This window comes from Streptomyces rectiviolaceus, from assembly GCF_039533825.1.
Taxonomy (GTDB): domain Bacteria; phylum Actinomycetota; class Actinomycetes; order Streptomycetales; family Streptomycetaceae; genus Streptomyces; species Streptomyces rectiviolaceus.
The window spans coordinates 1-13,199 of record NZ_BAAAUG010000222.1 but is presented as its reverse complement, the minus strand read 5'-3'; the positions used below and the strand labels follow the sequence as shown (position 1 = coordinate 13,199).

The window sequence follows — 13,199 nt, the reverse complement described above, 5'->3', positions numbered from 1 at the left end:
CGGGGAAAGGGGAGGTGGGGGAGGTGGGGGAGGTGGGGGAGGACGGCGGCTCCGGCGACTCCGGGAGTGGCGCCGGCGGCATCGGCAGCTCCGCGGCATCGGGAACGGCAACGGCAGCTGGGTCAGCCGCCGGGCCGGCCGGCGCGCTCGGCTTCTCCGGCGGCCCCACAATCACTGCCGAGGGCACCACGTCCGCCCCCGCCACCACCACCGCCATGCTCCATCAACTGCCGTACGATTCCGAGCAGTTCGGCAGGTTCAAAGGGCTTGGCGAGGAACGCGTCCACCCCGACCTCAAGCCCGCTCTCCACCTCGTACTGAGTACAAGCACTGACAATGACGATGGGCAGGTCCCGGGTCCGCGGATCGGAGCGCAGCCGAGCGGCGGTAAGCAGCCCGTCGAGGCGGGGCATCACCACGTCGAGCGTGACGACATCAGGTCTGACCTGGTTCACCACGTCCAGGCATTCGGCACCATCAGCCGCGGTCACGACCTCGAAGCCCTCCAGCTCGAGGTTGACCCTGATCAGTTGCCGGATGACCTTGTTGTCGTCCACAACAAGCACGCGGCCGGTCACGCCTGACACAACTCGAGAGTAGGTCCGCGTCCGCCACCGCGTCCGGGTTTTCCCCACTTCCGCCCCGTGCGGGGGAGCGTGCGGTGAGCGTGTGATGAAGCCAAGGCTGACCTCTGGGACGCGAGGTGCGGATGCGGCAGCCCCACAGCCACAGAGGTGCGGAAATACCTGTTCATGGGGAGCCGTTAGGAGCTGGTAGGGTTCTACACGTCGCCGCGCACACAGCGCTGACACGCCCCCGTAGCTCAGGGGATAGAGCATCGGCCTCCGGAGCCGGGTGCGCAGGTTCGAATCCTGCCGGGGGCACCTTGTATGAGGTGTCCGAAGACCCCGTCACCAGCGGAAACGCTGCGGTCGGGGTCTTCGCGTATCTACGGAAGCGTGCAGCCGTATGCCGCCCTGAACGACCCTGCGTCAGAGCCTGTGGACTAGACGTGGACATGATCTTGGAGCGAGCAGCAGTCAGGAACGTGGTCAGGGTTCGATCAGGCCGGCTCGGATTGCGTAGCGCGTTAGTTCCAGGCGGTTTCGTAGGCCCAGTTTGTGGAGCAGGTTTGCTCGGTGTCTGTGGACCGTTTTGATGCTGATGAAGAGCATCTCGGCGATCTCCTTCGACGAGTGGCCCTCTGCCACGAGTTTGAGGACCTCCTCCTCGCGTGCCGTCAGCACCTGGTCGGGTGGCTCCTCTCCGTGGCGGACTCTGTCGAGGTAGTTGCGGATCAGGGCTGTGACCGCTCCCGGGTAGAGGAAGGGCTCGTCTCGCATTGCCGCCCTGCAGGCGGCCACCAAGTCTCGGTCCGCCACCGACTTCAGTACGTAGCCGCTGGCGCCTGCCTTCAGCGCCTGGAAGAAGTACTGCTCGTTGTCGTGCATCGTCAGCATGAGTACGCGTACACCCGGTTTCAGCGCCGCGAGTTCGCGTGCTGCCTGCAGGCCCGTCATTCGGGGCATCGCGATGTCCAGGACTGCCAAGTCCACCTCGTGCGTGCGCGCCAGGGCGATGGCTTCCGCGCCGTCACCTGCCTCCGCGACGACTTCCAGGTCCGGTTCGCCGTCCAGGATCAGCCGTACCCCTCGACGCACCAGTGCGTGGTCGTCGGCGAGGAGGATGCGGATCCTGGACCTAGCTGGCGTGCTCGTGGCGGTCGTGTTCGTGTCGGGCGTGCTCATTTACTGCTTCCCGGGGGTGGGGTGGGGGTGGAGTCTGAGGCAGGTACTGGAATCGTCAGGCGGACCTGCGTGCCTGTCTGCGGACCGGTGGTGACGTCCAGCGATGCCCCTAGGAACAGGGCCCGTTCGCGCATCCCGCGGATTCCCGCTCCCTCGTGGGCGATCCCCGTTCCGCGGCCGTCGTCCGTGATGGACAGCGTCACCGCGCCGTCTGTGCGGCAGAGGCTCACCTCTACCCGGTCTGCATCGGCGTGGCGGGCCGCGTTGGTCAGGGCCTCCTGGGCCACTCGGTAGAGGACCAGTTCCGTCTGCTGATCCAGTGGGGGCAGGTCGGAGTCGAAGCTGCGCACCACGCGCAGTCCTGCGTGCGTCGCGAACTCCGTGGTCAGGGAGGTCAGGGCGCTGATCAGACCTAGGTCGTCCAGCACGCCCGGCCGCAGTCTGCGCACCAGGCGGCGTACTTCGTCCAGGCTCCCCCTGGTGATCTCCTGCGCCTGCTGCAGCTCGCCGCGCAGGGGTTCGTCCGCCTCGTCCGACGCCCGCTTCAGGGACAGCAGGACCGCGGTCATGGTCTGGCCGATCTCGTCGTGGAGTTCCTGGGCGATGCGGCGCCGTTCGGATTCCTGCGCGAGCAGGACGCGGGCGCTGCTTGCTGCCCGTTCCTGCTCCAGCCGTTCGAGCATGGCGTTGAAGGTGCGGATCAGCTCGGCGGTCTCCCCGCTTCCCTGCTCCGGCAGCCGGTGCCCCGGGCGCAGCAGGTCGACCGTGGTCATCAGCCGGGTGAGCCGGTCCAGCGGGGCGAGGCCGATCCGCAGCAGGGCCGCGTTGGCGACCAGCATGACGGCAAGGCCGCCGACGAGGATGACCGCCTCGGTCAGCACCACCGGCACGGAGACGGTCACCGGCGCCCACAGGAGCAGCGCGGTGGCGCTGCCCAGCACCACCGCGTTGAGCGCGAAGATCCGCCAGAACAGGGACAACGGGTTGATGCCTTTCTCTTGTTGCTCGCCGGATGCGCGTCGGCTACTCGCCGCTGCTCGTCGTGTAGTCGTTGATCTTGGGCGGCTTCCGCCCAGCCTGCACCCTTCCCTTCCGTCCGTCGATGGGGCCCAATGCCCATTTTTGTGTCTGACCTCGGGCCGTCCACACCGCGATGGGGTCCAGGGGCCGCCGCAGATGGGTATCGCGCCCGATGGGATTTACGCGGCGTACCAGTGACGGTGGGTGGTGACGGTGGGGGCGTACACGCTCCGCCCGCTGTTGAACGCCTCTTGGAAGAAGGTCACACCATGTCGCTCGACACCCACACTCCCCCGGTCGAAGCCCGCCCCGAGCGCCTCACCGCGCGCGAGGCCCGCCAGCGCCTGGAACACGAACGTGCCTCCCGGCTGGCGCAGTTGCAGGCCATCGGCGAGGCCGGGCAGGAAGCTGAGGAACAGGTGATGTCAGCGCAGAAGGACACCATCGAGCGGGTACTCGGAGAGGTCGAGGCCGCCCTCGCCCGCGTCCGGGACGGCCATTACGGAACCTGCCCGGGCTGCTCCAAGCCCATCCCGGTCGAGCGTCTGGAGATCCTGCCCTACACGCAGTTCTGCGTTCCCTGCCAGCGGAAGGCCGACTGACCGCCGTACGCCCGCCCTCCCCGTCTCCCGCCCTCCCCGAGGGGTGAAGTCGTGAACCACCATCAGATCATCGACGATCGCAGCACCACGGACAGCGTTCGCCTGTCCTCCGAGGACCTCACCGCGCTGCGCGCGAACTTGCGCGAGCAGTTCCTCTTCCGCCGGGAACAGCTGCAGCAGCTCTCCGCCCCCGCGATGACCCGCGCCGACGCGCTCCTCGACCGGCAGAGCGCCGCCCGGACCGAAGTCCGCGTCCAGCTCGCCGCCTCGGCACGCATGGTCCTCGCCGACGTCGAGGCCGCCCTGGGGCGCATGGACCGCGGTGACTACGGTGCCTGCCACCTGTGTCGGCGGCCGATCGCCCGCGACCGCCTGCTGATCGTGCCGCAGGCCCGCTACTGCGCCCGCTGCCAGCAGGTCCGAGCTGGGGCCGACCGATGACCACGACGCCACCTCGCCGATCCCCCGCGGCGCCCCTCGACTCCCCCGTGCCCGGCCGGCATCGCTCGTGGCCCTGGTGCCGGCAGTGCTCCGGGATCGCCCTCGACCTGGGCAGCGCCCGGACCCGTGCCTGGACGTCCGGTCGGCGCATGATCCTCGACGTTCCCACCGTGACCTTCCACGGCGGTGGTGCCGTGTACCCCATCCGGCGCGGCACCATCGTCGACACCCCTGGAACCGCCCGGATGCTCGACCGGCTGCTCGGCCACCGCCTGCCCCGCTTCGGCCGCCCCTTGCTCATCCTGACCGCACCTGTACTGGGTGGAGTCGCCTACCGGGCCGAGGCCCGCGTCGCCGTCGAGGTCCTCCGTCCACGCACCGTGCTGACCATCCCCACCGCGCGCGCCGTGGCCTCGGCCGCGGACGCCGATCTGAGCCGTCCCCTGCTCGTCGTGGACATCGGCGCCCACCTCACCGAGGTCGCCCTCCTCGCCGACGGCGCGGTGATCGACGCCCGCCACGCCGCCCTGGGAACGAGCGACCTGGACAGTCGCGCCTTGCCCACGGTCACGGCCATGGCCACGTCCCCGTCCCCTTCCCCCTCCCCCTCCATTCAAGTCGCCGACTGCGTCGTCGCGATGGTGACCGCGATGCTCGAGCAGGACCGCACCTCCCGGACCCTCGAAGCTCTCCGGCGGGGCGCGCTCCTCGCCGGTGGCGGCGCCCTGCTCCCCGGCATCAGCTACGGCATCGCCGGGCAACTGCACGCTCCCGTCCAGCCCGTGCCCGCCCCGCACACAGCGGCGGTCCGCGGCGCCGCCAAGCTCCTCCGGGCCGCCCACGGCCACCCCTCCGCCACCGGAAGCAGTACGGGAGGCAGCACCAGAAGCACCGACACCCCGCACCCTCACTAGGCCTCACTAGGCGCCCACCACCCAAGGAGAGCCCCGTGGCCGGCACCCTGCTGTGGCGCTGGCGTCGCAATCCGCTGCGCCGCCGCACCGACCTCGTACAGGCTTGGATCGCCGTCGGCCTGTTCCTGGCCGTCCTGACTGCCACCCCTGCCGCCGGCGTCCTGGTCGGCGACGCGGCCCGCCGCCACATGGAACAGACCGCCCGGCACCAGGCCGACACCCGGCACCGCACCACCGCGGTCCTCGTCCACGACGCCCCCCGTCATCCCGAGCCCGGGTCGGTCGAGGCGAAGAAGGCCCTGTACCCGGTCGCTGTCCGCTTCGCCGACCGCCACGGGCACACCCGCACCTCGGAAGCGGACGTCGAACCCGCCCTGACTGCCGGGAACACCATCCCCGTATGGGTCAGCGACGAAGGAGAGCTCACCGACGCGCCTCTCACCCAGGCGGAGGTCCGCGACCACACCAGGGGCTACGTCGTCCTGACCGCCATCGCCGTCCCCCTCACCGGCGCCGCCGCATACGCCTGCGCCCACCGCAGGCTGGAGCGGCACAACCTCGCCCAATGGGGAGCGGCTTGGGCCCGCACCGCTTCTCGGTGGTCCACCTCTCCCTAACTCCGGCGGATCGGCGGCAGCTCGTACGTCCCGTCGAAGATCGCGGCGTGGGGCGTATACATCCGCAGGATCAGGCGGAAGTTTCCGCTGGGGACGGGCAGCCAGTTCGCGGCCGTTTTGTCGTCGGTGGGGCGTTGGTGCTGGAGGTGGAGGGTGAGGGAGCCGTCGTCGTCGTGGCTCAGGCCCGGGGTGCGGTCGCCGATGGAGCAGCGGTCGATGGGGTTGGCGACCAGGTGCCGGTCCGGCAGGTCGTACGCCGTGACCGACCAGAACGCGTCCACGGGCGGCGGCTTCTCGAAGCGCAGGGTGTAGGAGTGCTCGCCCTCCAGGGGCTGTCCGTCGGCGTCGGTCCATGTCATCGCGTTCGCCGCTTCGTAGCCGTGCTTGCCCCAGAGCGCGGTGTGGGCCGACGTGGCGCGCGCCATGCGGCCCAACTCCCGATCCGTGTAGATCCATTGGGGATCCTTGAGCGTGCCGACCTCGAAGTGGTCGGCGTTGTAGTCGAAGGCGTGGTACGTCAGTTTCCAGCCGTGCTGCTCGGGGCTGTTGCCGTGGGTCGACTCGTACTCGACCTTCTCCTTCCCCGCCGCGAAGCCCGCGCGCAGCGCTTCGGCGAGTTCCGGCTCCGGCTGCGCGTAAGGGCTCTGAGCGTCCAACAGGCCCAGTGGCGCGAACTGTTGTTGGTACGTCAGGTCTGCGGGCGCGGGCGGGAAGGCGGCCATCCTCGCCCGGAGCTTCTCGTAGAAGAGGAGCTCCGGTTCGGCGTCGGGGATGTACGTGTGGGTCGGCAGCCCGCGGGGCTCTCCGGTCGCCGTCCAGTACGGCTCCAGGAGCGTGTCCTCCTGGAGCGCCCGCACCTCCGCCACGTCGTCCGGACCCGCGCAGGCCCACCTGCCGACGACGGTCGCCACCTCGGTCGGTACGGAGATCCGGGTGGCGCCCAGCGGGACCTCCTCGTCCCAGCCGGGTGGCGTGAGCAGGAAGCTGGCCGCGCCGGTGCCGGTGGCGCGGCGGCCCACGTACGCGAAGTTGTTGGTCCACGCGTCCACGAACTGCAGGACGTAGTAGCGGCCGCCGGTGTCCGGCACCGTCAGGAGGAGGGCTCCACCGGAGAGGTCGAGCTGCGCCACCGAGTAGATGACGTCGTTGTCGGCGTCGGCGGTCGCGGAGGGGTCGTCCGGGCCCGCGGGCTTGCTGCCATGGCTGAACTCGTTGAACGGCGCGGGGGCCACCGAGCCCATGCCCTTGCGGGAGACGCGGTCGACTTCGTCGAGGTTGCGCACGATCGGGTAGCCGTAGATGTACGCCTCGGCGGCGAGCGCCTGGAGTTCGGTCGTGCCGTCGGTCATGCCGCCGCCTTCTCGTGATCAAGCTCGTCGTCGTTCGTCGTTCGTGATCAAGGTGCTACGGCCATCGTCGGGCCGCCGTGCCCCTCCTGCCACTCCTGCGGTCCACGCGGCGTGGCGCGCGTGGGGGCGGGGCGGCGGCTTGTCACTCCGGTGCGCCCGGGGGTGCCTGATCGCCGTAGCGGCGCTCGAACTTGGCGACTTGGCCCTCGGAGTCCACGACGCGGGCGCGGCCCGTGTAGAAGGGGTGGCTCTCGGAGGAGATCTCCACCTCTACCAGGGGGTATGTCTCGCCGTCGTCCCACTCGATGGTCTGGGCGCTCTCGGCGGTGGAGCGGGTGAGGAAGGCGTAGCCCGCCGAGCGGTCCCGGAAGACGACGGGGCGGTAGTTGTGATCCTTGTCCTGAGTCATTCCCCCAGGTTCACCGCGTACGTGCGCTGTGGCGAGCCTGGGGGCTCCACGCGGGCTACGCCGAAGCCTCCGGCCCGGAACAGGCCTCCCCGCGGGGCTACCCCGTACCCTCCGGCTCCGAACAGACCTCCCCTGCGGGGGGGGCTACGCCGTAGCCTCCGGCTCCGAACAGACCTCCCCGCCCACCCGCCCGTTCACCCCGCATCCGACCCTTGCCGAACAAGCTTTCCCGCCCACCCACCCGATTGCCCCGCAGCGGGAGGGGGGGCGTCTGCGTGGTGGGGAGAGGGGGGGTGGGGCGGGGTTCGGCGGGAGTCGGCTTGCCCCTTGCGGTGCGAGATCAGGACCCCACCCACCTGTAGTCGGCATCGAGACGCGAGGGGACGTGCCGGTATGTCTGCCCGGAGCACGGTTCGCGGCGCTCCGGAGCCGAAGTAGCCCCGCGGCCACCGGACGATAGCTAGGACGGACATACCGGCGCGGCACCGCCCCACAGACGGACCAGTCCGCCACCTACGCCGAAGTCCGCTTCTTCGGTGACGTCTTCTTCGCCGAGGACTTCTTCGCCGCCCTCGCCGTCGACGTCGACTTCTTCGCCGCCCGCACACTGCTCTCCAGCGCCGCCACCAGATCGATCACCTTGCCCCCACCCGAATCCGCCCCCGCAGCCGGCCCCGCAGGCTCCACACCCTCGGCCTTGGCCGTGATGAGTTCCTCCACCGCCGCGCGGTAGTCGTCGTGGAGGGAGGCCATGTCGACCTCACCCAGCGTGTCCATCAGCGCGTCCGCCAGGTCCAGTTCCGCGTCCCTCACCTTGACCTGGGAATCCGGGGCCACGCCCTCCGACGCACGCATCTCGTCCGGCCAGAGCAGCCCGTGCATCGCGATCACGTCGTCCACCACCCGCAGCATCCCCAGCCGCTCACGCCCCCGCAGCGCGAACCTGGCGATGGCCACCTTCTGGCTCCGCTTCAGCGCCTCCCGCAGCAGCGTGTACGGCTTCGCCGCGGGCACCCCGTTGGCCGACAAGTAGTACGCCGTGTCCATCTGCATCGGATCGACCCGATCCTGCGGCACGAAGGCGACGATCTCGATCGTCTTGGCCGTCGGGATCGGCAGCGCCGCCAGGTCCTCGTCCGTGATCGGGATGATCGAGCCGTCCGCGTCCTCGTATCCCTTGCCGATCTCGGCGGACGTCACCTCCCGCTCCTCCAGCTCGCACACCTTGCGATAGCGGACCCGGCCCCCGTCCTCCGTATGGATCTGCCGGAAGGAGACCGAGTGGTTCTCGGTGGCGTTCACGAGCTTGATCGGGATGCTGACCAAGCCGAAGGAGATCGCACCGTTCCATATGGATCGCACGTCAGGCACCTCTCAGCAGCCACCACGGATAGATTTAGGGTGATTCGTCCCCATTCATGGGATTCTCATCGTATGACGCCGATCACCGAGGTGGAGGGGCGGCGGCTGACCCTCAGCAATCTCGACAAGGCCCTCTACACCGCATCCGCATCCGCATCCGGCTTCACCAAAGGCGAGATGCTGCATTACTACGCCAGCACGGCCGAGGCCCTCCTCGCCCACCTCCGCAACCGGCCCGTCTCCTTCCTCCGCTTCCCGGACGGGCCCGACGGCCAGCGGTTCTTCGCCAAGAACGTCCCGCCGGGCACCCCCGACTGGGTGCAGACCGCCGACGTGCCCCGCTCCGACGGGAACTCCCGGCAGATCCTCGTGAACGATCTGCCCACCCTGATGTGGGCCGCCAATCTCGTGACCGAGTTCCACACTCCGCAGTGGCAGGCGGACGCCCCGGCCCTCGCCGACCGGCTCGTGCTGGACCTGGATCCCGGCGATCCCGCCACCATCGTCGAGTGCTGCCGGGCGGGCCTCTGGCTGCGCGAGCGCCTCCAGGCGGATGGTCTGGACGTCTACGCGAAGACCTCCGGCAGCAAAGGGCTGCACCTCCTCTGCCACCTGGAGCCGACGCCCTCCGAGCAGGTCACCGCGTACGCGAAGGAGCTCGCCAAGGAAGCCGAGGCCGCGCTGCCCGACCTGGTCGTCCACCGGATGACCCGCAGCCTGCGTCCCCGCAAGGTCTTCGTCGACTTCAGCCAGAACGCCGCGGCGAAGACGACCGCCACCCCCTACACCCTCCGCGCCCGCCAGGAACCGACGGTCTCCACCCCCGTGACCTGGGAGGAAGTCGAGGGAGTCAAGGAGCGCGGCGACCCCGCCGACCTCGTCTTCCTGGCCGCCGACATCGCCCCCCGCCTCCAGCGCCACGGCGACCTGCTCGCCCCCCTCACCGACCCGGACCAGGCCCGCCCCCTCCCTCGTAAGCCCCGTAAGCCCCGCCCATGATCACGCCACCTCTCCGCGTCGCCCTCGCCGACTCCGTCACCGCGCTGCCGCAGGGCGACGGCTGGGCCTACGAGCCGAAGTTCGACGGCCACCGTCTGATCGTCTTCGCCGACGGCCACCGCGTGCGGCTGCAGGCCCGCTCCGGCCGACTCGTCACCGCCGCGTTTCCCGATCTCGCCGAGGCCGCGGCGCGGCTGCCCGAGGGGACCGTGCTCGACGGCGAGGTGGTCGTCTGGACCGACGGCCGCATCGACTTCAGCGCCGTACAGCAGCGCGCCGCCGGTACCCGTGCGCGCGCCACCCACCTCGCGCGCACGCTCCCCGCTTCCTACGCCGCCTTCGATCTGCTCGCGGACGGGGGCGAGGACTGCCGCGCCCTGCCCTACGAGGAGCGCCGCGCACGCCTCGTACGCATCCTCGAACCGCTCGGCCCGCCGCTCCAGCCCGTACCGATGACGACCGACCGCGAACTCGCCCTGACCTGGTACGAGACCCTGCCCGCTACCGGCATCGAAGGGCTGGTGGTCAAGCGGCTCGACGGGGCCTACCGGGGTGGCACGCGCGCGTGGCTGAAGCTGCGGCACAGCGACACCCGGGACGCGGTGGTCGTCGGGTTCACCGGGAGCAGGGCACGCCCGCAGGCACTCGTGCTCGTCCTGCCGGGGGACGGCACGCCCGTGGTGTCGTCACCGCTCACCTCCGCGCTGCGGACGGCGGCCGGGGCCGCGCTGCCGGAGGCCAGGGGCGAAGGGACCGCGATCGCCATCGGGATCGGCGAGGTCACGTATGCCGCCCTGCCGACCGAGCCGCCCGTCACGGTGGAGGTCCGGCAGAACACGACCCGGCACGCGACCGCGGTGGTCGCCCGCTTCCGCTGAACCCTGGCGGACGCCCCACACCCCCGCACGCCCCCGCACGCCCCGGCACACCCCCGCTCGCCCGGCCCCTCTTCCGATGTGACCGGCATCACGCCTAATCAAGTTTGACTAGCGAGGGAATCGAGCATAACTTCCTCACACGTAGTCAAACTTGACGAGGAGCCCGCATGACCGTTCTGCCCGAGACCGGATACGTCCCGACCGACGAGGACCGCGCGAGCCTGGCCGCCTGGTTCGCCGAGTACGACGCCCACAGCGCCAAGCGCGACGTGGAGCGCATGGCCGACCTGGCCGTCTTCCCGCTCAACCTGGTCAGCGACGACTCCGCGGGCGACGGTCGCTCCGCGCAGTGGGACCGGGAACAGTTCGTCGCGACCATGACGCACGTGATGGGGGACGGCAGCCAGGACATCACCTTCGAGTCCACGCGCACACCCGTCTTCCTCTCCCCCGCCATGGCCGTGGTCTTCACCGACTCGGTGATGACCGCGAACGGCGAGACGCAGCAGCTGCGCTACGCCGACATCCTGCTGAAGCGGGGCGGGGCCTGGGCGTTCCAGACCATGATCCAGGGCGGCTGGGGGGACAACCTCTGACCGGCAGCCAGGGAGCGGACTACACCCGCAGCCACGTGTGCCGGTCGCGGGCCATCGCGTGCAGCGCCTCCACATCGGCCGGTTTCAGTACGCCGCCGATGCCCGCGACGGCCGACACCTCCCCGTCGCGCACGATCCGCACCTCGCGCGGCGGGGTCGTCACGTCCAGGTCACTCGCCCCGGAGAGGGCGAGGACCGGGCGGATCTCGGCCGTCAGCGCGAAGGACGCCCTGTCGGCGTCGGCGCGGATCTCCCTCAGGAGTGGACGCGGGTCCGCGCGGCCGACCGAGACCATCGGGTCGGTGACGCGGACCCGCTGCTTGCGGGCCCACAGCGTGTGGACGCTGAACAGGCCGCCGGGGCCGATCAGGAGGTGGTGGATGCGGGCGCCGCCCGGCAGCGGCACCGAGTGCAGGGTGTGCCAGCCCGCGCCTTCGAGGCCGTCGAGCACCTCACCGATGGAGTGCTCGGCGGCGAGCGCCCGCTGCCGGGGGTCGGCGCGCAGCCTGCGGGCGGGGGCCGGGTCGCGGTCCAGGGCGATCAGGAGGGCCTCGCCCGGGCGGTTCGGGGCGAGGTCGTCGTCCGGGTGGAGGGCGAGGCGGGCCAGCTCGGCGGGGGTGGGGACGGGCGGCGGGCCGATCGAGAATCCGCCGGTCAGGAAGGGGGCGAGGGCGCGCAGGACGGCATCCCTGTGCTCCTCGCTGAGCAGGTTCACGCGGGACGACTCCCTCTCGTACCACGCCACGTTCCTGCCGTCCGTGAAACAGACGTACAGCCGCTCCTGTCCGTGCCGCCAGGCCGGTATGACGCGCAGTCCGCTCATGCACCATCACCCCACGGACCATGGGAGCAGCAAGGACACGCCTGGGGCAAGAAGCTGGGCGACGCGGAAGGAAGTTGGGCCGCTCGTAACGGCACCGCCTCCGCAGTTATGGCCCGCTGTTACATAGTCGACGAATTGCCGCAATGGCGGACATCTACGTTCGGAGGTGCCCCTTTCGCTCTCCGCAGCGATCTGCCGCCAGCCGTAAGGACCGCCCGTGAGCACCCGTCGCCGCCGCTCCCTCCTCCGTACCGCCGCCGTGACCACCGCCGCGGGCAGCGCACTCCTCCTGCCGGCCGTCGCCGCCGTCGCGGAATCGCCCGGGCATGCCGGGGGCGCGCGGACGGTCGCCGCCGGCTCACCCGCGCACTCCGAGGGCAAGCGGACCGTCGCCCCCGTCGCTCCCGAGGGCGGCGTCAAGGCCGGGACCGAGGGGTTCCACAGCGGCGACCCGATCTTCATCGCCGTCGGTGGTGCCATGGCGGCGGCCGGCGCCGCCGGTCTCGGGTACGCGATGCTGCGCCGCGGCCGCACCGACGCCTGAGCCCCCCCCAACGCCCCCCACGCACCCGCAGGAACGCACCCGCAGGAGTCGCTGTGAGCACCCCCACCGAAGAAGCCCCCGCGCCCGCGCCCACCAAGCGCCGCCACACCACCCGCATCGCGGCCGCCGCCACGCTGACCGCCGCCCTCGGCGTCGGCCTCATCGCCTGCGGCCAGGGCTCCGGCGACCCTGCGCCCGACGTCAAGGTCGACAACGCCGCCGCGGCACCGGCCGCCGAGCCGCACGCTCCGCTGAAGAAGTCCCGGCCGACGGGCCTGCGGATTCCGGCGGCCGGTGTCGACGCCACGTCGATGCTCGACCTCGGCGTGGGCGCGGACGACGCGCTGGAGGTGCCGCCCGTGGACAAGGCGGACGAGCCGGGCTGGTGGACCGGAGGCGTCACCCCGGGCGAGAAAGGGGCGGCCGTCCTGGTGGCGCACTACGACACCGCCAAGGGGCCCGCGCTGATGAAGAACGTGGCGAAGGTGAGAATGGGGGACGAGATCGAGGTACCGCGAGCGGACGGAAGCACCGCGACGTTCAAGGTGCGCGAGATTGAACAGGTGGACAAAAAGAACTTCCCCACCAATAAGGTGTATGGGGCGACCGACCGGCCCGAGCTGCGCCTGCTGACCTGTGGCGGCCCGATCAAGGACGGTCACCGCACCGACAACATCATTCTCTACGCCGACCTCGCGCCGTAGCCGAACCGGACCCGGGCAACGGGACCCGGACCCCGCGGCGCAGCAACCGAACCTCGCGCCGCAGCCGAGCAGCCCCCGGGCCGCTCTCCCGGCAGGCAGGAGTGCAGTGCACCGCAGCCGTCTCGCGCTCGCCGCGGGCATCGCCCGGTCCGCAGCCCTGCTGGCCGGCGGCTGCGGCCACCCGGGCGACCAT

15 protein-coding genes, 1 tRNA gene and 1 pseudogene are annotated in these 13,199 nt (G+C 70.7%); 10 read left to right on the top strand and 7 right to left on the bottom strand.

The window, feature by feature from the left end; translation table 11 throughout:
- Positions 1 to 122: 122 nt before the first annotated feature.
- The gene (locus ABD378_RS42550; RefSeq protein WP_344530629.1) at positions 123 to 635 is read right to left on the bottom strand and encodes a response regulator; all 513 of its coding nucleotides are present in this window, start codon (positions 633 to 635) and stop codon (positions 123 to 125) included.
- 177 nt (positions 636 to 812) lie between these two features.
- Here ABD378_RS42550 and ABD378_RS42545 point away from each other — a divergent pair.
- A tRNA-Arg gene (locus ABD378_RS42545) sits at positions 813 to 884 on the top strand.
- A 168-nt stretch (positions 885 to 1,052) separates the two neighbouring features.
- Here ABD378_RS42545 and ABD378_RS42540 read toward each other — a convergent pair.
- Together ABD378_RS42540 and ABD378_RS42535 are read right to left on the bottom strand one after the other, a co-directional pair.
- Entirely contained in the window at positions 1,053 to 1,748 is a 696-nt protein-coding gene (locus ABD378_RS42540; RefSeq protein WP_344530627.1) for a response regulator, read from the bottom strand.
- Positions 1,745 to 2,728 carry a HAMP domain-containing sensor histidine kinase gene (locus ABD378_RS42535; RefSeq protein ID WP_344530625.1) on the bottom strand — a complete coding sequence of 328 codons (984 nt, stop codon included), beginning with the start codon at positions 2,726 to 2,728 and terminating at the stop codon, positions 1,745 to 1,747. The genes ABD378_RS42540 and ABD378_RS42535 overlap by 4 nt, the downstream gene beginning before the upstream one ends.
- A gap of 309 nt (positions 2,729 to 3,037) precedes the next feature.
- Here ABD378_RS42535 and ABD378_RS42530 point away from each other — a divergent pair, with 309 nt between their 5' ends.
- Genes ABD378_RS42530 through ABD378_RS42520 form a run of 4 tightly spaced genes read left to right on the top strand, consistent with a single transcriptional unit; the run spans position 3,038 to position 5,342 of the window.
- Positions 3,038 to 3,370 carry a TraR/DksA family transcriptional regulator gene (locus ABD378_RS42530; RefSeq protein ID WP_344530623.1) on the top strand — a complete coding sequence of 111 codons (333 nt, stop codon included), beginning with the start codon at positions 3,038 to 3,040 and terminating at the stop codon, positions 3,368 to 3,370.
- 51 nt (positions 3,371 to 3,421) lie between these two features.
- Positions 3,422 to 3,811 carry a TraR/DksA family transcriptional regulator gene (locus ABD378_RS44285; protein ID WP_386543885.1) on the top strand — a complete coding sequence of 130 codons (390 nt, stop codon included), beginning with the start codon at positions 3,422 to 3,424 and terminating at the stop codon, positions 3,809 to 3,811.
- Positions 3,808 to 4,725 (top strand): rod shape-determining protein, encoded by a 918-nt coding sequence (locus tag ABD378_RS42525; protein ID WP_344530692.1) that lies wholly within the window; start codon positions 3,808 to 3,810, stop codon positions 4,723 to 4,725. Before ABD378_RS44285 ends, ABD378_RS42525 begins: the two co-directional genes overlap by 4 nt.
- Positions 4,726 to 4,760: 35 nt before the next feature.
- A complete protein-coding gene (locus ABD378_RS42520; protein ID WP_344530621.1) occupies positions 4,761 to 5,342 on the top strand; it encodes an Rv1733c family protein in 582 nt (193 codons plus the stop codon).
- Here ABD378_RS42520 and ABD378_RS42515 read toward each other — a convergent pair.
- The 3 genes and pseudogenes from ABD378_RS42515 to ku all read right to left on the bottom strand — a co-directional run.
- Entirely contained in the window at positions 5,339 to 6,691 is a 1,353-nt protein-coding gene (locus ABD378_RS42515; protein WP_344530619.1) for a DUF1254 domain-containing protein, read from the bottom strand. The two genes, ABD378_RS42520 and ABD378_RS42515, sit on opposite strands and share 4 nt — an antisense overlap.
- A 142-nt stretch (positions 6,692 to 6,833) precedes the next feature.
- Positions 6,834 to 7,100, bottom strand: coding sequence for a type B 50S ribosomal protein L31 (locus ABD378_RS42510; protein WP_344530616.1), 267 nt, complete (start codon positions 7,098 to 7,100; stop codon positions 6,834 to 6,836).
- A 591-nt stretch (positions 7,101 to 7,691) separates the two neighbouring features.
- Positions 7,692 to 8,462, bottom strand: a pseudogene (gene ku / locus ABD378_RS42505) (non-homologous end joining protein Ku); the annotation flags it as partial.
- Between the two features lie 72 nt (positions 8,463 to 8,534).
- Here ku and ligD point away from each other — a divergent pair.
- From ligD to ABD378_RS42490, 3 genes are all read left to right on the top strand, one after another.
- Entirely contained in the window at positions 8,535 to 9,461 is a 927-nt protein-coding gene (gene ligD, locus ABD378_RS42500; protein ID WP_344530612.1) for a non-homologous end-joining DNA ligase, read from the top strand.
- On the top strand, positions 9,458 to 10,339 hold the full coding sequence (locus tag ABD378_RS42495; RefSeq protein WP_344530610.1) for an ATP-dependent DNA ligase: 882 nt from the start codon (positions 9,458 to 9,460) through the stop codon (positions 10,337 to 10,339). Before ligD ends, ABD378_RS42495 begins: the two co-directional genes overlap by 4 nt.
- Before the next feature lie 167 nt (positions 10,340 to 10,506).
- Positions 10,507 to 10,935, top strand: a complete 429-nt coding sequence (locus ABD378_RS42490) for a DUF4440 domain-containing protein (protein ID WP_344530608.1) — start codon at positions 10,507 to 10,509, stop codon at positions 10,933 to 10,935.
- A 19-nt stretch (positions 10,936 to 10,954) separates the two neighbouring features.
- Here the strand turns inward: ABD378_RS42490 and ABD378_RS42485 are convergent, their stop codons facing one another.
- Positions 10,955 to 11,758 carry an NERD domain-containing protein gene (locus ABD378_RS42485; protein WP_344530606.1) on the bottom strand — a complete coding sequence of 268 codons (804 nt, stop codon included), beginning with the start codon at positions 11,756 to 11,758 and terminating at the stop codon, positions 10,955 to 10,957.
- A gap of 217 nt (positions 11,759 to 11,975) precedes the next feature.
- Here ABD378_RS42485 and ABD378_RS42480 point away from each other — a divergent pair, with 217 nt between their 5' ends.
- Positions 11,976 to 12,302 (top strand): hypothetical protein, encoded by a 327-nt coding sequence (locus ABD378_RS42480; protein WP_344530604.1) that lies wholly within the window; start codon positions 11,976 to 11,978, stop codon positions 12,300 to 12,302.
- A gap of 116 nt (positions 12,303 to 12,418) precedes the next feature.
- Positions 12,419 to 13,006: a class F sortase gene (locus ABD378_RS42475; protein WP_425583977.1), complete on the top strand. Its 588-nt coding sequence runs from the start codon at positions 12,419 to 12,421 to the stop codon at positions 13,004 to 13,006.
- The last annotated feature ends 193 nt before the right edge of the window (positions 13,007 to 13,199 follow it).

Bases quoted from the DNA above. Each gene is read 5' to 3' on its own strand.
- ABD378_RS42485 (WP_344530606.1), bottom strand. From the start codon at position 11,758: ATGAGCGGACTGCGCGTCATACCGGCCTGGCGGCACGGACAGGAGCGG.
- ABD378_RS42525 (WP_344530692.1), top strand. From the start codon at position 3,808: ATGACCACGACGCCACCTCGCCGATCCCCCGCGGCGCCCCTCGACTCC.
- ABD378_RS42510 (WP_344530616.1), bottom strand. From the start codon at position 7,100: ATGACTCAGGACAAGGATCACAACTACCGCCCCGTCGTCTTCCGGGAC.
- ABD378_RS42495 (WP_344530610.1), top strand. From the start codon at position 9,458: ATGATCACGCCACCTCTCCGCGTCGCCCTCGCCGACTCCGTCACCGCG.
- ABD378_RS42490 (WP_344530608.1), top strand. From the start codon at position 10,507: ATGACCGTTCTGCCCGAGACCGGATACGTCCCGACCGACGAGGACCGC.
- ABD378_RS42540 (WP_344530627.1), bottom strand. From the start codon at position 1,748: ATGAGCACGCCCGACACGAACACGACCGCCACGAGCACGCCAGCTAGG.
- ABD378_RS42530 (WP_344530623.1), top strand. From the start codon at position 3,038: ATGTCGCTCGACACCCACACTCCCCCGGTCGAAGCCCGCCCCGAGCGC.
- ABD378_RS42515 (WP_344530619.1), bottom strand. From the start codon at position 6,691: ATGACCGACGGCACGACCGAACTCCAGGCGCTCGCCGCCGAGGCGTAC.
- ligD (WP_344530612.1), top strand. From the start codon at position 8,535: ATGACGCCGATCACCGAGGTGGAGGGGCGGCGGCTGACCCTCAGCAAT.